This is a genomic window from Huintestinicola sp. (genome assembly GCF_050874005.1).
GTDB lineage: Bacteria > Bacillota > Clostridia > Oscillospirales > Ruminococcaceae > Huintestinicola.
In genome coordinates this window covers 40,999-59,447 of the sequence record NZ_JBNMJV010000008.1, presented here as the reverse complement: position 1 = coordinate 59,447, position 18,449 = coordinate 40,999, and the positions used below count along the sequence as shown (strand labels likewise).

Below are 18,449 nucleotides of genomic sequence, written 5' to 3'. Positions count from 1 at the left end.
AAATGTGCTATAATTGAGAATGAGAAAATGGACTGCCCCGTTTGGAACAGTCCGCTTTGGATTGTCGAAAAAGATATATTATGCACAAACCCGTATGGTATTTGTTTCGTCCAAAACGTTCCACCGGAACGTTTTGGAGGGTAAGTTTGCAAAACCGCTATAAAAGGGGAGGCGGTCGTGTGAAGCTTGCTTCACAATATGCCTTCCCCTCGAAATGCTGTCGCATTTCTCACCCCTTGCTCCGTTTTTAAGGATAAAAGGGGATTTCGCAGATAAACTTTGTTTATCATTGCGGAACGGCGACAAGGGGGCGTGTGTCTTGCTTACAAGACAAGCCCCCTTGACCCCTGCAAGCCTTTGGAAAAGGCTTGAGCGAAACTTTTAGTGTTGGGTTTATGTGTGAAGATTTTTTAATACTCGCTCTATCGCTTTTATAGTCATTCTGTTACTATTACAAAATCAATATTTCCGCCCGAGATGTCGGTCTTTACGCATTTTACTCTTACGTGCTGTCCTACGGAATATACTGCCTTGCCGTCTCTTGTAACGGAGAAATGTCCGTCAAACTCATATACGCCGTCCGGCAGAGTCTCAAGCTTTACAAGTCCTTCTACAGTATTTGGCAGCTCCACGTACATTCCGTAATCGGTGACGGAGCTTACCATTCCCTCAAATTCCTCACCAAGGTGAGCGGACATATATTCGGCGATGTAGCAGTCCTCACATTCCCTTTCCACACGCATTGCGGTAAGCTCGCACTCGGAGGACTGGAGTGAGGCGGCGTTTGCAAATCTGCCGTATTTCTTGGCTATCACCGCCGCAGGTTCTTTATTGTAGCAGAGGTCGGTGAGTATACGGTGTATTGCAAGGTCGGGATAACGCCTTATGGGAGAGGTGAAGTGGGCATAGTCTTTCAGCACAAGTCCGAAATGTCCCAGAGGTTCGTCCGAATATTTCGCCTTTGCCATTGAACGGAGCACCATATTGTTTATTACGGGTGAAAGGTCGGTGTCCTTGACGGAGTTCAGAATTTCCGCAAGGTGGACGGGCTTCACGCTTGAAAACTGCGGGTGGGAAACGCCCAGTCTGTCTGTGACCTCGATAAGCTCGCTTACCTTTTCGGGAGCGGGATCTTCGTGGACACGGTACACAAAGGGTATGTTATGTTCACGGGCGGTCTTTGCGGCGGACTCGTTTGCCATAAGCATAAATTCCTCAATAATAAGCTCCGCTTTTCCTCTTTCACGCCTTGAAACATTCACGCAGACCTCATTCTCGTTTATTTCAAGCTTGCACTCGGGGGTGTCGATCTGAGGGGCGCCCCGCTTTAATTTATTGGCGGTGAGAATTTCCGCAAGCTCCTGCATAAGAAAAATGGTGTCGAAAAGTCCGTCATATTTTTTCTTTAGGTCATCGGGAACGGAGTTCAGATCGTCTTTGCAGTCAAGTATTTTATTTACCTCGCTGTAAACGCCCTTTACACGGGAGCGGATAACGGTCTTGCTGAATTTGTATTTTAGAAGCTTGCCCTCGGAGTCAAGCTCCATAAGGCAGGAAAAGGCAAGTCTGTCCTCATTGGGATTAAGGGAGCATATGCCGTTTGACAATTCCTTGGGAAGCATTGGGATAACTTTATTTGCGTAGTAAATTGATGTTCCTCGGAGGAATGCGTCCTTGTCAAGCTCGGAATTTGGCTTAACATAGTGGGAAACGTCTGCGATATGAACGCCCAGGGCATAGCCATTATCTGTTCGGGAAACGGATATGGCGTCGTCGATATCCTTTGTGTCGGCTCCGTCAATGGTGAAAATTATCTCGTCTCTCAGGTCAAGGCGGCTGTAGATATCCTTATCGGTTATCTTCATACCCGAGATGTGCCTTGCTTCGTCCTGAACGGCAACAGGGAATTCCGTCTCGACATCGTTCATATAAAGCACCGCACGGGCGCTGCTCACCGCTCTGTCGGAGCTGCCGAAAACGGCACTGATGCGGCAGCGGTGGTCGGCGTGGCGCTCGCCCCTTTTGGTGATGACCGCAAGGACTTTATCGCCCTCTTTGGCGTCGGTATCCTTGCCGCTTACGGCGATAAGGTCACGGCAGAAGCTGTCGGGCTGAACGAAATAGCTGTTATTTTCCGAAACGAGAGTGCCTGTGAACTCGGAGAAGCCCTCCTTGGCAACGGCGCACACCTCCGCCTCGGGCGACTCACCTCTTGGGGGAATGAGCCTGCACACTACCGTATCTCCGGGCATTGCGCCCTTGAGATATTTTCCGGGGACGAATATCTCAACTCCGTCCTCTCGTCTTACAAAGCCAAAGGTCTTGTTTATCCTTGCTACATCGGCTTTGAACATATCGTGAGCCTTGCAGAGGATATAGCCCTGCTTTGTAAGCATTATATCGCCGCTCTCGCAGAGTGATGCTGCCGCTCTTTTAAAATCGGCGGTGGATATTTTCTTGCCCTTTACTCTGCCGAAAAGCGCTTTTTCGGGGACTGCACGCTTGCCCCCCTGCTCTAAAACGTTAAGTATCCTTGAAATACAGATCTGAGAAATCTCTGCCATAATCTGCCTCCTTAATATATAACAAAAAAGCTCCTACACATCGTGCAGGAGCGGTCAGCTTATATCAGCCCTTGGAAGCTACTACGGAAATAATATTTACCGCAATAACAATGACAAAGAAGATGAAAGCTACGATCTTGGTCAGTCTTTCGAGAGCCTTTTCTCTTGTGTTCTGACCGTTCTTGCCGTAGAAGCTGTCATTGTTTGAGCCCTGAATGGCGCTTGTCATACCCTGCTGTTTCTGTGACTGCATAAGTGTTATGACAACAATAAAAACGCTGCACGCTATAAGCACGATGCCGCTGACGATCTCAATTGCACCCATTATAATTTTCCCTCCGGTTTATATAAATAAACATACAATACGAATTTACCTGATTTATTATACCATACATTTTTCGATTATGCAAGAGCTTTTATGAAAATTTGTGCAATTAGAACAATTATGCGATGCTTGAAAGCGGCTTAAATGCGTAATTGGCAAAGGATCTTGCAATAATTCAGAAAATGTTAATCAAATGTTGATTTAACTTGCGAATTTTTTGTGAGATAATTAAAATGTATAATTATATTTTTCGGAGATATCCGGTGAAAGATCACTTGCGGAAAAATATGTGAACTAAACGTAAGGGGGAGAGCGCTGTGAACGCTGAAAGCATTATTTTCGATCTTGACGGCACCTTGTGGGACAGCTCGGAAAACGTTGCCGCTTCCTGGGAGGAAACGGTGAGGGGGCTTAACAATCCCCTGCTGAGAAACGTTAAGATAACGGTCGAGGACATCAGGAGCGTTATGGGAATGACTATGGACGAAATTGCAAAAAAGCTTTTCCCTATGCTCTCCGCCACAAAGCAGTTTGAGGTGCTTGATATGTGCGCCGAGAACGAGAACAATTTCCTTGCCTCAAACGGCGGCAGGCTGTATGACGGGGCGGAGGAGACACTTTCAAAGCTTTCTGAAAACCACCGCCTGTTTATTGTGAGCAACTGTCAGAGCGGCTATATCGAGGCGTTTTTTGAATACTGCGGTCTGGAGCGGCTTTTTACGGATTATCTCTGCTGGGGTGAGACGGGAAAGCCCAAGGACGAGACCATAAGGCTCCTTATGGAGCGAAACAAGGTAACAAGTGCGGCTTATGTGGGCGATACGGCAGGTGACTGTCAGTCGGCTTACAAGGCAGGGATACCCTTTGTACACGCTGCTTACGGCTTCGGAAAGGATATCCCCGAGGACAAAACTGCCGCAAGAGTGGAAAGCATTAAAGAGCTTACGGAAATTTTCGGGTAATATCCCGTATTATTATGATATTATGCGGAGGTGATGGAGATGAACAAGGCTGCGGATAATATCCGCTTTATCATTATTATGGCGGCGACTCTTTTTATAATGAGTATGGGTGCTTTCAGACTTATGAAGCTGCAGCTTGTGGACGGAAGCAGCTATTTGCAGAAGTCTCTCAGCTCCAACACCGCAGAGCAGGTCATAAATGCTCCGAGAGGGGAAATTGCCGACAGCAGCGGTGAATATCTTGTGAGCAACAAGGCAGGCTTCAACGCTGTTATACAGAAGGCGTTCTTCCCTACGGACAACAGGGAGATAAACCGGATCATCCTTAAAGTCGCAAGCGTTCTCGAGGAGGAAAATGTAAAGTGGGAGGACGCTCTGCCCATAAGCGAAAATGCTCCTTTTGAGTTTCTCCCCGACAGGGAAAGCGATATTGCAAGGCTAAGGAAAAATATCGGCGTACAGGTATACGGTACTGCAGAGGAATGCATTATTGCTATGACGGGTCTTTATGACATTGATCCCGGTATGAGCGACCGTGAGAAGCGTATAATCTCGGGAGTGAGGTACACTATGTATCTCAGGGATTTTTCCGTTTCAAACAGATACACCTTTGCGGAGGATATCACTATGGAGGCGGTGGTAAGGCTCAAGGAGCTTACCTATGACCTTGACGGCGTGGATATCGTTCAGGAGGCTGTGAGAGAAGTAAAGACGGGCGATGTTATACCCCATCTTATCGGTACGGTGGGGGCAATTTCCGCCGAGGAATACGATCAGCTCAAGGACAGCGGCTATGCTCTTAACGACACTCTGGGCAAGGGCGGCATCGAAAAGGCTATGGAAAGCACTCTTCGGGGAAAGAAGGGCGTCCGCACGCTTGAAATTCAGGGCGGCGCTGTGGTAAGCGATGAGATAACCGAGGAGGCTGTTCCGGGAAACACCATCAAGCTTACCGTTGACAGCGATTATCAGCGAAAGGTGCAGACTATCCTTGAAAACCATATTTACTGGCTGAATAATCAGACATCTGCAAAGGCTAAGGGTACGGAGGCAAATGCGGGGGCACTTGTGGTGCTTGACGCAAAAAGCGGCGCATTGCTGGCAGGTGCCACTTCTCCCACTTATGACTTAAAAGACTATCTTGAAAATTACTCCAAGGTGGCAAACGGGGAAAATTCTCCCCTTCTTAACCGAGTCACCTCGGGACTTTACCGCCCCGGCTCCACCTTCAAGACAGTTACCGCTACGGCGGCGCTGAACGAGGGGATAATCACTCCCACAGATGTGGTGAACTGTCAGAAATATTACACTTACTGGGAGGGCTGGAGCCCCGAATGTACGGGTTATCACGGCAGGGTCAACGTGGTGGGCGCTCTGAAAGAGTCCTGCAACATCTTCTTTTATGAGGTGGGCAGGATAATGGGTATTGACAAGATAACGGATTATGCCGCAAAGTACGGTCTGGGCGAGGAAATGGGCCTTGAAACGGGACGGGGCATTAAAACGGGCTATATCGCAAGCCCCGACACCTTTGAGGCACGTCAGCAGGTATGGCAGGCAGGTAATGTCATTCAGGCGGCTATCGGTCAGTCGGACACCTATGTTACCCCCCTGCAGATGGCGGATCAGGCACTTATGATAGGCAACAGAGGTGTGAGATATCAGACATATCTGGTGGACAGCGTTTACACTTATAATATGGAAGAACTTGTGAGCAAGACAGAGCCGACAGTTGCCGCTGTTATTGAGGACAAGACAGGTTATACCTTTGACAATGTCATCGAGGGTATGGAAGAAGCGGCGGCTTTTGAGGCATACACCTATCCCGGGGTCAAGGATTATTACACCGACAGCTATCTTCTCACAGAGCTGCCCGAAAAGGCGGCTATAAAAACGGGTACACCTCAGATGACCTCAAAATCCGATACGGGTTCGGCGTTTATCGGCTTCTACCCTGCGGACGACCCCGATATCGCTTTTTCGGGATTTGTGGAAAAGGGCGAGTATTCCAAGCTTATGATAAGGGAGATAATCGAGGCGTATTACGACAAGGATTATCACATTGAAAAGCTGAGCGGCAGGAGCGAGGAAGATATTGCTGCGGAGCTTTCGGATAATGACAGCTATGATGAATATGAAGAAGACTATGAAGATTGAAGGGTTTGATATATATGTCAAAAAAGAAAAGACCCCTTACTGCCGACGAGGTGGCGTATTTCTGCTATCAGCTGGAGCAGGTGCTTGATTCGGGCGTTCCCGTTTATGACGGGCTTACCGTTATGGCTGCTCAGACACGGAGCAAGAGCACTCCCGAGGCTAATGCGCTTTTAAAATCGGTCACAGACTCCCTGTCTATGGAAAAGCCCTTGTATACGGCTCTTGAGGAGGCAGGCGTTTTTCCCGAATACTGCGTTAAGACCGTTATGGCGGGGGAATTATCGGGACGGCTGGACGAGGCGCTTTCAGCTCTTACGGAATATTACGAAAAGCAGGCGAAGATCGGGGAGAGCGTACGGAGCGCTGTAGTTTCTCCTATGATAATGCTGGTCATTGCGGCGGCGGTCATATCTGTTCTGACTCTTAAAGTTCTGCCGATGTTTGCGGAAATTTTTTCCGAATTTGACCCCGAGGTCTATACAGCGGTGTCAAGGAGCGTGGAGACTGCCGCAGGGGTGGGTACGGTAATGCTTATTATATGCGGAGTTCTTTTCCTGTTCGGAGCGATTTTCCTTGCCGCAAACGGAAAAAGTGTGGGAACAGGCGATCTGCTCGGTTCACTGCCATTTTTTCGTCAGACCGCCGAAACGGTGGCATTGGCGAAATTTTCGGGAGCGGTCTCTATGATGATAATGAGCGGTCTTTCCGCTTCGGAGGCTCTGAGCAATGTTCGTGGCATAAGCAGCTGCAAACGTGTGAACGAGCGCATTGACCGCTGTGCTGCGCTTGTGATGAACGATGTTCCCTTTTCCGACGCTGTGGAGCAGTCGGAGCTGCTGCCCGTATTTTACGCACGCACTTTGCGGGTATCCTACAGCTCAGGATCCTTTGACACCGCCTGGCAGAAGATAAGCCGCCGTATGAGCGAGGAGGCGGACAGGAGCGTGGAGAGGATAATCAGCGCTGTTGAGCCTGCACTTACCGCTGTTCTGACACTTGCGGCAGGGGCTATTATGCTGACTGTTATGCTTCCGCTGATGAATATTATGTCGGCGATGATATGAAAGACCGGAGCTTATCCGCAATTATAAATTTATGGGTCTCTCTCCATTTGCAATGGGGAGAGACTTTTTTGCTTGTAGAATATATTTACATAATTGTAACCCAAATTTTACACTTTTGCTTATCTATCCCCTAAAAATCCGCCAGACGTCCCAAAATGCGCTGTAAATTTTCCGTTAAAGTAAGATTTGTGTAAAGTATTTCACGTATTCTTCATAATAAATGATTTTGAAATTCATCTATTTATGATAAAATGAACTTGTATTGTGAAAAATAGTATAATGAAACGGTCGGGCAGAAAACCCGACGGTCGGGTGAATACCCGACAAGCCGGAAGGAAAGAGTTTTCCTTGCGGCAATGTGAAAGGATTGAGCAAAAGTATGACCATTTTCAACGTCATCCACCTGTTCGGCGGTCTCGCAATGTTCCTCTACGGTATGAATTTGATGAGCGACAAGCTCGAAAAACTGGCGGGCGGCAAGCTGGAACAGATCTTTGAGAAGCTTACCTCTAACCGGTTCAAGGGTCTGCTGCTGGGTATTCTCGTAACGGCGGTGGTCCAGTCTTCCTCTGCGACCACAGTTATGCTGGTAGGATTTGTAAACTCGGGACTTATGCGCCTTTCACAGGCGATCTCAATTATTATGGGCGCTAATATCGGCACCACGGTGACCACCTGGATACTGAGCCTTACGGGGCTTGAAGGCGAGAGCTTGTTTATCCAGTTCTGCAAGCCCAAGAATTTCGCTCCTCTTTTCGCCCTGGTGGGTGTTGTGATGCGAATGGCTTCCAAGGACGGCAAGAAAAAGGATATCGGCGGTATTCTTATCGGCTTCGGACTGCTTATGTGGGGAATGGTCACTATGGGCGAATCTGTCGAACCTCTCAGCGAGTCGGAGAAGTTCGCAAGCCTTATGACCCTTTTCAAAAATCCCGTTCTGGGCGTGCTGGTGGGCGCTGTTGTTACGGCGGTCATTCAGTCCTCGGCGGCTTCGGTGGGAATGCTGCAGACCCTTTCAAATTCGGGCCTTATCACATTCGGAGCGGCGCTCCCCATTATCCTCGGTCAGAATATCGGTACCTGCGTTACCGCTATCATCTCTGCCGCAGGAGCTAACAAAAGCGCTAAACGTGTTGCTGCCGTTCATCTTTATTTCAACGTTATCGGAACGGTCCTTGCGCTGGTATGCTACTACACACTTGACTCGTTTATTCACTTCGCCTTTGCGGATATGGAGGTCACCAGCGTATCCATCGCCATCGTCCATACCGTGTTCAATATTGGCACCACCATTGTTCTCCTGCCCTTTACCCACGTGCTTGAAAAGCTTGCGTATCTCACCATCAGGGACGAGAAGAAGGAGCCTGCGGAAAATCTCGTGCTCCTCGACGACCGTTTCCTGAACACTCCCGGTGTGGCTATTGAGCAGTGCCGCAACGTTACCAACAGAATGGCTTCTCTTGCAAAGACCACCATTTCTCTTGCCCTTGACCTGTACAAGAATTTTGACGAGGACAAGGCTCAGATGATACTTGAAAATGAGGATATGATCGACAAATACGAGGACATTACGGGAACATATCTCGTTAAGCTCTCGGGGCGCAGCCTTACAATGGACGACAGCCGCACGGTTTCCTGTCTGCTTCATTCAATAGGCGATTTTGAACGCATTTCCGACCACGCTGTGAACATTCTGGACACCGCAAAAGAGATACACACCAAGGAAATAAGCTTCTCGGATATGGCAAAGCGTGAGCTGAACGTTATGTTCGGGGCTATCGAGGAGATACTTGACATCACCGTTCAGGCGTTTGAGGCAAAGGACATCGACCTTGCCCACAAGGTAGAACCTCTTGAAGAAGTGGTCGACTATCTCCGCACGGAAATGAAATCCCGTCACGTGGAAAGGCTCAGGACCAAGACCTGCACCATTGAGCAGGGATTTATCTTCACCGACCTTCTCACCGATCTTGAGCGCATTTCCGACCATTGCTCCAACATTGCCGTAAATCTCATTCAGATAAATGACGATAATTTTGAGAACCACCGTTATCTGAACGCCGTAAAGAGCGAGGACAACGAACAGTTTGCCGAGCTTTTCAAGGAATTTTCCTACAAATATCCATTGCCAAAAACATCTGTAAAATAATTACTGCAAATGCTTCCTCGGTTTTTGGGGGAAGCATTTTTTTTAACAACAGGAACGAAAAAAGCTGCTTTTGACTATCGATCTGTCAAAAGCAGCTTTTAATATTTAAATTTTTTCTCAGTCAAGGCTCTTCATTGTGGGGAACAGCAGAACATCTCTTATAGCGCTGCTGTTTGTAAGAAGCATAACCATTCTGTCGATACCGAAGCCAATGCCGCCTGTGGGGGGCATACCAATCTCAAGAGCACGGAGGAAATCCTCGTCAATGCTGTTTGCTTCCTCGTCGCCCAGACGCTTCATCTCTTCCTGAGCCTCAAATCTTCTGCGCTGATCTACGGGGTCATTCAGCTCGGAATATGCATTCGCCATTTCTCTGCCTGTGATGAAAAGCTCGAAACGTTCGGTGTATTCGGGGTTTTCGGGCTTCATCTTTGTAAGTGGAGAAACGTCTGTGGGGTGATCCATAATGAATGTGGGCTGGATAAGATGCTCCTCAACAAATTCGTCAAAGAACAGGTTAAGGATATCGCCTTTCTTGTGGCGCTTTTCATACTCGATGTGGTGAGCGTCGGCAGCAGCTCTTGCTTCTTCAATGGTGTGTATCTCGTTGAAGTCAACGCCCGAGTATTTCTTAACGGCGTCAACCATAGTAAGTCTCTCAAAGGGCTTGCCCAGATCTATCTCCACATCGCCGTACATAATTTTTGTGGTGCCGCAGACCTCTTGTGCGCAATGTCTGTAAAGATTTTCCGCAAGGTCCATCATACCGTGATAATCGGTGTATGCCTGATAAAGCTCCATAAGGGTGAATTCGGGGTTGTGCTTTGTGTCAACGCCTTCGTTGCGGAAAACTCTGCCTATCTCGTAAACTCTGTCAAGACCGCCTACGATAAGTCTCTTGAGATAAAGCTCAAGGGAAATTCTGAGCCTTACGTCCTCGTTAAGAGCGTTGTAATGGGTCTCAAAGGGACGTGCGGAGGCACCGCCGGCATTTGCAACAAGCATAGGTGTCTCCACCTCGATAAAGCCCTGAGCGTCAAGATAGCGCCTGATAGATGCAATGATCTGTGAACGCTTTCTGAATGTGTCGGCAACATCGGGATTTACGATAAGGTCAACGTATCTCTGACGATATCGTGCGTCCTGATCCTTTAAGCCGTGCCACTTCTCGGGGAGGGGCAGAAGGGATTTGGTGAGCAGAGTTATCTTCTGAGCGTGAACTGTAACTTCACCGGTCCTTGTCTTGAAAACAAAGCCCTCAACGCCAACGATATCGCCCATATCCCAGGTCTTGAACTCCTTGAAGGCTTCCTCGCCGATGTCGTTCATACGCACATAGACCTGCATACGGTCGGTGCTGTCACGGACGTCAATGAAGTTTGCCTTGCCCATATTACGCCAGGTCATAATTCTGCCTGCGATCTTAACGTTTATCCTGTTATTTTCAAGAGCAGCCTTCAGAGCCTCCTCGTCGCCGTTTGCTTCTGCGGTAAGGCGTTCCTCAAGCTCTGCATACTGCTTTCTTATCTCGGAATTTTTGATATTGTAGTCAAACTTGGTTATCTCAAAGGGGTTTTTGCCCTGAGCCTTGAGATTTTCAAGCTTTTCCATTCTGACCTTCTTTAATATGTGGATATCCTCTTCGGTCTGCTCCGCCTCTTCCGCAGGGGAGGAGTTAGCCCTCTGCTGTTCATCTGCCATTTTTTTTCATTCCTTTGCATTATTTTTAGTGCATATTATTTTTTATCATCAGAAACAAAGCATAATTTTGCATTATTTCTGCCTGCGTGGAGATAAAGTCAATTATCCCTGCAAATTAACAGCACGACCTCGCTGCAGGTCGAACCTGCTCACTTGCTTATCTCAAGAACTTCCATCTTTATAACGCCCATAGGAGCCTCGACCTCGAGAATGTCGCCCACTTTTTTCTTGAGAGCGGCAATGCCTATAGGAGCGTCCTCGGAGATCTTGTTGTTCTCGGGGTCAGCTTCGGTGGAACCTACGATCTGAAGCTCAAGTATCTCGTCAAATTCAAGGTCTTTGAGCTTAACAAATGAACCAACGCCTATTTCGTCTGTGGAAAGGTCCTCGTCGCTTACCACCTCGGCGTTGCTTATCTTCATCTCGATATCAACGATCTCTGCCTCAAGGATAGCCTGCTCGTTCTTAGCCTCATCGTACTCGGCGTTCTCGGAAAGGTCTCCGAAGGAACGTGCTTCCTTCAGCTTCTGAGCAACCTCTGCTCTGCGGACGTTTTTGAGATATTCAAGCTGTTTTTCCAGATCCTTAAATCCTTCTGCGGACATTCTTATCTTCTTGACTGCCATAATATATGACCATCCTTTCAAGTGACTTCGGATATAATTACCTAAGTTTATATTATATAACAATTCCTGTTTTATGTCAAGGGATTTTCGGTAAATGAAGTGCCGATTTCACGAAAATCATACCGTTACAATTCCGATATTCCCGTCGGAAACATATCCGCACCCCTCCGCAAAGGAGAAAACATCATCAGCAGCGATTTCTCCGAAAGCACCGTTTAAAGCCGAAAGACCCCTGCGAGCCTTTTCCCTTGCACGTTCTGAGGATATCTCGGGGAGCAGGAATTTCACCCCGCCGTCCTCATACAAAACTCCTATGCCGCAGCTTACGGAGAATATCTTAACGGGCTTTCTGTCCTCGCCGCAAAGCTGATATTTTCCTGCGGTCTCGCAGTTTTTCCGCTTTATCTCTGTTTTAATTATGCCGTATCCGCCCGTAAGCCTGCACAGATAATAAGCAAAGCTGCCGAAAACACAGACGTCAATGATATTTTCATAAGTCTTTTCAAAGCTTACAAAATCGTCCTCGTCCTTATGCATAATGTAGGAATTGCCCTCGGCGGAAATGGCGGCAAAAAGACCCGATCTCCCCAATGGCAGAAGCTTTTTGACGCTTACCCTCGCCGCCGTAAAGCTGCTGTCCGAGTCCTCGGCGTCGCAGATATCGCTGCCCGTTATCTCGATCATCGCTCCGAGACTTACGGTCTTTTCTATCTCACCCTCAGGGGTGCAGATGTACAGCAGCGAGTCGGAAAATACGTAAAATCTTCCATCAAAATAAGCCGCATATTCGGGAGCGGTGAGAGCACATAAAACAGGCTCTTTTTCGGGATCGTTGTAAACAAAAACTCCCCCTCTTTCGGTGATGAACATAACGCAGTCCTCGCCGAGAGCCGCCCCGGATATCCCAACGGGGCACCGTACTTCCGCAATATTTCCCTCAAAGCCAGCCCTGCAGACCGTGTGCCTGCCCTCCGAGCCGAAAACAGCCACAATGCCCCTGTCGCTGTGGGAATAAACCGTCTTTAATGGCTTGTCCGTTCCGAAGCTCAGCGGCTTTATATCTGCTTTAAGGGGCTGTGTATCGGGAACGCTGCGTCTTTCGGTGCTCTTGGAAACTGTCTTTGCCTTGGGGGCAGGAGCGTCCTTTGCAGGCTTTTCCTTCGGCGGCTTGCTGTTTGCCGCCGCAATGCCTGCCGCAGCACCTGCCCCTGCCGCAGCGGTGCATAATAAAGCAATGTCCTTGGCTTTCATTTTATTTATCCTTTCCGAATATTCGTCTGAAAATAGATTTTTTCGGGTCAGCCGTCCGCTTGCTCAGGTCGGGTATCTGCAAGTCAAACATATACTCGCCCACCTCCAGACAGTTGATGACACCGTTGTTGTAATATTTCTCGGCACTCTGATATCCCGTAGGAACGTAAAATGCCACATCAAAGCCCAGCTTGCTCAGAAAGGCAAGCAGGATGCTGTCCGCCCGTGATATGACGTTCTCACCCGTTGCGATATAAATGACCTTGGGATTTACCGCCGTAAAATCAAATTTCTGAATGAGCCGCAGAATGTCGCTGCTCATATTAAGGGCAATGTGGATTATCCTGTACTCAAGCCCGCCCGACTTCTGATCCTTTATGACATTTGCCTCAAGAAATGCGGACAGCTTATCCAGAATGTAGTCCTGAGTTTCCTCCTTGAGAAAGCCGTAATTATAATTCTTGTGTGCCTTCACAGCCGATTTGTTCAGCCTGCCGTTTTTCATAAAGCCCACCGCATATTCGCAGGAGCCTTCCTCATTTGTGATAGGTTCGCCCTTGAAAATGAGTGTGCTGTCGGGAAATGCCGCTGCCATATCGTGAAGCTCATTCCAGTATCTTGGCAGGTCCTTGTTCTTGACTCCCGAAATTTTCGCCATAATAACGGGAATGTTCACAATGTCGCCCGAAACGCTGAAATTGGGACGGAATTTCAGTTCCGAGCCCCACAGCATAGGAATTTCCTCATACATTGTTTTGAGAACCACCGCATTTGCCTTTGCATACTGATGACTGCGGTAAATGCCCGTGTCGGTGTACATCATACTGTCAAGCTCACGCTCCGCATAATACGCCACCGTACCAAGTGCAGCGTCACCGCCTTCTCTGGGAAATTTCTCCGCAGGCAGGGACTCCGTAAAATTCCGCTCATACATCAGGTCATCGTACAGCTCGCATTTTCCGCCAAGTTCGGGTCTTAGTATGAGAACGTCCGCAGGACAGCGGGCTATCATCTTTACAAACATAGCCTCCGAAGCGCTTCTGCAGCCTCCGAAAATGATAAGGCAGGGAAATCCCTTTCTGCCGCCGCCGAAAAGCTCCTTCTGATATCTTTTCAGCCAGCACAGCAGGAAAACGGCTTTTGAGATACCCTTTCTTATATCGTTACCGTCTGCAAAATACATATCCATAACCGCCCCGAAAGCGTTCCGCATAATGCCCTGCAGCTTAGGGTCGGAGTGAACGATGTTCTGGGAAAGGGCGGCTGTCATATCTGCGGGAGTTCTGTAATTTCCACGTGATATAGAGTTTATCTCCTCGTTTGAAGGCGGATCTATCGCCTTGTCAATGACCAAAGGGTCTCTTGTCTCACGGAGCTTCATATAAAAGCTGTAAAGGTCGCTGAGATATGTTGTCTTGTTCTCCGCACCGTTTATCCTTGCATAGCAGGTGTAATAGGTGTCCGGCTCGTTACCTCTTGCGGCAGGCTCTGTAAGAATGTCCGCATAAATATTGCCGGATATCCACGCATTAACGCAGAAGCCACCGTTTTTCCTTGCGGGAGCGGCAATGCCTGCCGAAGGAGCCGTTCTTTCGCTTACTGCCGCAGTCCTCCGACTGCTGTCCGCCTTTTTCCTGATATCCCCGAGAGTAAATCCCGAGGGAAAATCCACTCCCCCCGTCATATCAATAAGCGCCGCTGTTTTTTCGCATTCGGGCAGCTTGTCAAAATAAGCCGCACCGTCATATTCTGCAATGAGCACATCACAGCCTGCCTTTGCTGCCGCAGACAGCATCATCATCTCGTGACGGGAAATGCCGCCCCTGCACAGTATCTTCGGGGGATATTTCTCCTTTGAGGGAGCAAGGGCACGGGCAATATCACGTCTCAGCCAGCACATAAACTTTATAAATGTGTTCTTTAAAATGCTGTCATTCTTGCCCTCGCTTTTAAGCCGTGACAGACACTCAAAAAAGCAGTCTGCCATTGCCCTTACAGCGTCCTCCGAAGCATTGCAGCACTTCCTCGCTGCCGCTTTTATGAATTCCCTGTCAAGCCTGAAGTCCGAAGCGCAGGAGCTTTCAAAATAAGCGATATCTCCGGCAGTAGGATTTGCCATACCCTTTTCAAGAAACGCTCCACGCCTTACCGCCAAAGCAAAAAAGCGCAGAAGAAGCTCCTCGGTGTCGGGGCCGTATTTATTTATCCTCAGAAAATGACCTCCTGCGGAAGGCTGTTCCGACAGAAGCTCTGCGGGTATGGAAATGTTCATATACAAACCATCTTTCATTGATCATTGATCTCTAAGATTGCCGATAAAGGGAATAATGTCCTTGTATCCCACCGCAAGATTAAGATTCTGACCCTTGCTGAAGCCTGCGGTGCTTATGCCTATGACCTCTCCGAACATATTAAGGAGAGCGCCTCCAGAGCTGCCTCCCGAAATAGGAGCGGTAAACTGTATCATATCAACGCCGTTTATCTCACGAAAGCCCGAAATAATGCCATCGGAAACGCTGTTGAAAAGTCCTAAGGGACTGCCGATAGCCACCACTTTCTGACCTCTGCGCAGCTCCTCTCTGCCGCTGTAGAACCGCATAGGCGTAAGCTGCCTGTCAATTCGCAGAATTGCCAGATCAAGGTTCGGGTGATATTTGATTATCTCGTTTGTGCGGTAAATGTTCTCATCATTTTCCAGCTGAACGGAAAAAGACCTTGCGCCTCCTGCCACGTGAAAATTCGTGAGTATGTAGCCTCCGCTGCCGATAATTATTCCCGAGCCGGAGCCGATGACCTTTCCTCTGCTGTTGTGAAGATTTATCATAACCACCGATGAAGCAAGGGTGGCAAGCTCCTCAAAGGACATCTCACCGCTCTGAGAAGTCCTCTCTCCGACGGGAGCGGCAGATGTGCTGACAGCAGGCGTTCTCACAGGCGATGAGGGAACGGTAAGAGGGATATGATTTCCCGAAACTGCGGGAACAGCAGCCCTTGCCGCCTTTGCCCCCACCTTTGAAGCTATAGCGATCGCTCCCGAGCCTGCACATTCCGTTCTTGAGGGCTGATATTCGGGGAGAGTAAATTCCTTGTTTTCCCCAAGCTTTATAAGCTCCTCTCTCCGCACCATACCGTCGGGGAGAGACGGCTCACCCGAGGGACACAGAAGCAAAACGTCTATCCCCATAAGCGCCGCCATAAGGCAGAAAAGATATTCCTTGCTGCCTGCCTTGCCAGAGCATACAAGCTTTGGGCATTTCCCGCCCGAAGCGGCAAGCCCCTCAAGCAGCCTGTCCGCACGGAACATAAGCATAGCCGCAAGATTTTTTTCTATGGAAGGATTTATATTTTTCCGAGCGGAGCGGTAAATAGCGCATACCTCTTTCAGCGCCGTTTCCGTCTCCTGAGACAGCACCTTTTCGCCTCTGCACAGCCTGTCCCATTTATCGCCGTATTCCGCCGCCTCCTTGACTCCGGGCAGGGGGAATGAGGTCACTCTGCGGTAAAGGCACCTCTCGTCTGCAGACAGCCTGCGGTCGAGTTTTTGTATGCCCTCCGAAAGCCCGGGGTAACAGCCTGTTCCCATAATAAAATAAACGCTTCTTACCCCTGCCGCTGTTCTGCCTCTCACATCGCCGAAGGCTTCAATTCCTGTTATTTTCATTGGATTGAACCGAATTTCCATTATCCCATAACTCCATTTTGACAAAAGCTGTTAAATCAAATATTAACTGTAATTATATTATACAACATATCCTCAAAAAAATCAACGGGTAGACAGTATTACTATTATAGCACAAAAGTTCTTAAATGTCAATACCCATCTGAGCTGTTTGTGAAAAACGACCATAAAAATTTTCCTGCTCCGTACGGTATATTTTTATCGGCATTTCAGATATTATGACATATACCCATTGTGAAATAAACCTCAATGCCATACACTGCGCTTTTCGGGTAATATCCTGACACTTTTCCGAATATGATGTAATAAGGTGAGGGTAAAAAATACCTAAAATCCGGAAGATTATTTTTTCATTAAAAATGAAAAAAACACTTGTATTTTCAGAAAATATAGGTTATAATAGTTTATAGGATAAAATCTGCCGTTTAGTTTTGATGAAAGGGGTGCAAGCCTGTGAACAATGAGCAGACAATGACATTTTCTGTCTATGAGGACAAGGAAGCCGAGCTTAAAAAGAACCTTACGCTCATTTACGACGCATTGAGGGAAAAGGGCTATAATCCCATAAATCAGATCGTGGGCTATATCCTGTCCGAGGATCCTACTTATATAACTACATACAACAACGCACGAAGCCTCGTCCGTCACATCGACAGAGATGAGCTGCTTCAGGTGCTCGTAAAGTCCTATCTCGGGGCTTGACAGCGCTGAGGCCTTCGGTGCGGGGTATGTAAAATACACGCACCGTTTTGTTTTTTTGTGAAAATCTTGTGAAAAACGGCTGAAAAGTTGTATTGACATAATATTGTAACCGTTTTGTAGTGGTATTTTCCGAAAAAAACGGTATAATATTGATAGAGATGAAAAATCAGCACCGTGTAAACTCTCCCGGAAAAGGGTATGCTATTATCATACGCAGAAACGGCTCTGCGATGATATAGATATCTTTTGAAAAAAGGAGGCGTACCTTTGACGGGTAAGAAAACGGCGGCTCTGATGATGAGTCTCGCAATGATTTTTTCATCGGGCTTCGGCTCAATGTCCTTTGCTCTTGACGATACCCTTTGCGGCTACGGTCAGGGCAGAGAGGTAAACGACGAAAACTGCCCAGTGGGCGCTCTTATGTTCAACGAGCAGTTTTATAAATACGGCGCTTATGCGGTCACAGACGGGGATAAGATAGTCCTCACCTTTGATCAGGGCTATGAAAACGGCTTTACGGCGCCAATTCTTGACACACTCCGGGAGAAGAACGTTAAAGCGGTATTCTTCCTCACGGGCGACTACGCCAAGCGCAATCCCGAGCTTGTGAAAAGAATGATAAGCGAGGGTCATATCATTGGAAATCACGGTATGGCACACGCTTCACTCCCTAAGCTCTCGGACGAGGGCATTAAAGAGGAGATAATGTCCCTGCACGAATATGTCAAGCAGGAATACGGATATGAAATGAAATATTTCCGTCCTCCCTGCGGCGAATATTCGGAAAAGGCGCTGGCGGCAGTCCACGACTGCGGCTACACCACGCTGGTGTGGAGCTTTGCATACTGCGACTGGAACGTGGACGATCAGCCTGAGGAGAATGAGTCTCTTGACAGAGTTTCCTCGGCGGCTCACAGCGGTGCGATCTATCTTCTCCACAGCGTTTCCGAGACAAACTGCCATATCCTGCCCCGTGTTATCGACAACATAAGGGCGGCAGGCTTTGAGTTCGGTTTGCCAGAGGTTTAAATTGACATCAGATCCCTTGCGGGATTTTGATATATCCTGTTTTGCTGATGCAGACAGCAGAACATCTCGTTATCTTCCTTGTTTTATTTTGTTTCGGTTTATCCCTGCTGCAGCTCGGATAAACTTACAGCCCCGACGCTAATCGGGGCTGTTTTTTTATGGGGCGGAGGTTATGAGCTTTATTATTTATTCTTTATTCTTTTCTGTTTTCATTTTTTTGAAAATCATTTTTTGTTATTT

General features: G+C 48.0%; 13 protein-coding genes. 6 read left to right on the top strand and 7 right to left on the bottom strand.

Annotated features, from left to right (window positions below; all coding sequences use genetic code 11):
- Nucleotides 1–437: 437 nt before the first annotated feature.
- Together rnr and secG are read right to left on the bottom strand one after the other, a co-directional pair.
- A complete protein-coding gene (gene rnr, locus ACR0QN_RS04490; protein ID WP_432649997.1) occupies nucleotides 438–2,564 on the bottom strand; it encodes a ribonuclease R in 2,127 nt (708 codons plus the stop codon).
- Nucleotides 2,565–2,628: 64 nt separating this feature from the next.
- Nucleotides 2,629–2,889 carry a preprotein translocase subunit SecG gene (secG, locus tag ACR0QN_RS04485; protein ID WP_432649996.1) on the bottom strand — a complete coding sequence of 87 codons (261 nt, stop codon included), beginning with the start codon at nucleotides 2,887–2,889 and terminating at the stop codon, nucleotides 2,629–2,631.
- Between the two features lie 317 nt (nucleotides 2,890–3,206).
- On the opposite strand from secG, the gene ACR0QN_RS04480 reads away from it, so the two are divergent.
- From ACR0QN_RS04480 to ACR0QN_RS04465, 4 genes are all read left to right on the top strand, one after another.
- Nucleotides 3,207–3,851, top strand: coding sequence for an HAD family hydrolase (locus tag ACR0QN_RS04480; RefSeq protein WP_432649995.1), 645 nt, complete (start codon nucleotides 3,207–3,209; stop codon nucleotides 3,849–3,851).
- Between the two features lie 39 nt (nucleotides 3,852–3,890).
- A complete protein-coding gene (locus tag ACR0QN_RS04475; protein WP_432649994.1) occupies nucleotides 3,891–6,008 on the top strand; it encodes a penicillin-binding transpeptidase domain-containing protein in 2,118 nt (705 codons plus the stop codon).
- A 14-nt stretch (nucleotides 6,009–6,022) separates the two neighbouring features.
- Nucleotides 6,023–7,072 (top strand): type II secretion system F family protein, encoded by a 1,050-nt coding sequence (locus ACR0QN_RS04470; protein ID WP_432649993.1) that lies wholly within the window; start codon nucleotides 6,023–6,025, stop codon nucleotides 7,070–7,072.
- Nucleotides 7,073–7,451: 379 nt separating this feature from the next.
- Nucleotides 7,452–9,221: a Na/Pi cotransporter family protein gene (locus ACR0QN_RS04465; RefSeq protein ID WP_432649992.1), complete on the top strand. Its 1,770-nt coding sequence runs from the start codon at nucleotides 7,452–7,454 to the stop codon at nucleotides 9,219–9,221.
- Nucleotides 9,222–9,338: 117 nt separating this feature from the next.
- Here the strand turns inward: ACR0QN_RS04465 and lysS are convergent, their stop codons facing one another.
- From lysS to ACR0QN_RS04440, 5 genes are all read right to left on the bottom strand, one after another.
- Nucleotides 9,339–10,922: a lysine--tRNA ligase gene (gene lysS / locus ACR0QN_RS04460; protein ID WP_432649991.1), complete on the bottom strand. Its 1,584-nt coding sequence runs from the start codon at nucleotides 10,920–10,922 to the stop codon at nucleotides 9,339–9,341.
- 149 nt (nucleotides 10,923–11,071) lie between these two features.
- Nucleotides 11,072–11,548 (bottom strand): transcription elongation factor GreA, encoded by a 477-nt coding sequence (gene greA / locus ACR0QN_RS04455; protein ID WP_432649990.1) that lies wholly within the window; start codon nucleotides 11,546–11,548, stop codon nucleotides 11,072–11,074.
- 117 nt (nucleotides 11,549–11,665) lie between these two features.
- Nucleotides 11,666–12,799, bottom strand: coding sequence for a hypothetical protein (locus ACR0QN_RS04450; protein WP_432649989.1), 1,134 nt, complete (start codon nucleotides 12,797–12,799; stop codon nucleotides 11,666–11,668).
- Nucleotide 12,800: 1 nt separating this feature from the next.
- Entirely contained in the window at nucleotides 12,801–15,089 is a 2,289-nt protein-coding gene (locus ACR0QN_RS04445) for a YceG family protein (RefSeq protein WP_432649988.1), read from the bottom strand.
- A gap of 3 nt (nucleotides 15,090–15,092) precedes the next feature.
- Entirely contained in the window at nucleotides 15,093–16,460 is a 1,368-nt protein-coding gene (locus ACR0QN_RS04440; RefSeq protein ID WP_432649987.1) for a S1C family serine protease, read from the bottom strand.
- A 489-nt stretch (nucleotides 16,461–16,949) separates the two neighbouring features.
- On the opposite strand from ACR0QN_RS04440, the gene ACR0QN_RS04435 reads away from it, so the two are divergent.
- The gene (locus ACR0QN_RS04435) at nucleotides 16,950–17,180 is read left to right on the top strand and encodes an IreB family regulatory phosphoprotein (RefSeq protein WP_432650023.1); all 231 of its coding nucleotides are present in this window, start codon (nucleotides 16,950–16,952) and stop codon (nucleotides 17,178–17,180) included.
- A gap of 267 nt (nucleotides 17,181–17,447) precedes the next feature.
- Nucleotides 17,448–18,209, top strand: coding sequence for a polysaccharide deacetylase family protein (locus tag ACR0QN_RS04430; protein WP_432649986.1), 762 nt, complete (start codon nucleotides 17,448–17,450; stop codon nucleotides 18,207–18,209).
- Nucleotides 18,210–18,449 lie beyond the last annotated feature (240 nt).

Excerpts from the sequence above, each read along its gene's own strand:
- rnr (WP_432649997.1), bottom strand. The coding sequence starts at position 2,564 with ATGGCAGAGATTTCTCAGATCTGTATTTCAAGGATACTTAACGTTTTA.
- secG (WP_432649996.1), bottom strand. The coding sequence starts at position 2,889 with ATGGGTGCAATTGAGATCGTCAGCGGCATCGTGCTTATAGCGTGCAGC.
- ACR0QN_RS04475 (WP_432649994.1), top strand. The coding sequence starts at position 3,891 with ATGAACAAGGCTGCGGATAATATCCGCTTTATCATTATTATGGCGGCG.
- ACR0QN_RS04470 (WP_432649993.1), top strand. The coding sequence starts at position 6,023 with ATGTCAAAAAAGAAAAGACCCCTTACTGCCGACGAGGTGGCGTATTTC.
- ACR0QN_RS04465 (WP_432649992.1), top strand. The coding sequence starts at position 7,452 with ATGACCATTTTCAACGTCATCCACCTGTTCGGCGGTCTCGCAATGTTC.
- lysS (WP_432649991.1), bottom strand. The coding sequence starts at position 10,922 with ATGGCAGATGAACAGCAGAGGGCTAACTCCTCCCCTGCGGAAGAGGCG.
- greA (WP_432649990.1), bottom strand. The coding sequence starts at position 11,548 with ATGGCAGTCAAGAAGATAAGAATGTCCGCAGAAGGATTTAAGGATCTG.
- ACR0QN_RS04450 (WP_432649989.1), bottom strand. The coding sequence starts at position 12,799 with ATGAAAGCCAAGGACATTGCTTTATTATGCACCGCTGCGGCAGGGGCA.
- ACR0QN_RS04445 (WP_432649988.1), bottom strand. The coding sequence starts at position 15,089 with ATGAAAGATGGTTTGTATATGAACATTTCCATACCCGCAGAGCTTCTG.
- ACR0QN_RS04440 (WP_432649987.1), bottom strand. The coding sequence starts at position 16,460 with ATGAAAATAACAGGAATTGAAGCCTTCGGCGATGTGAGAGGCAGAACA.
- ACR0QN_RS04435 (WP_432650023.1), top strand. The coding sequence starts at position 16,950 with ATGACATTTTCTGTCTATGAGGACAAGGAAGCCGAGCTTAAAAAGAAC.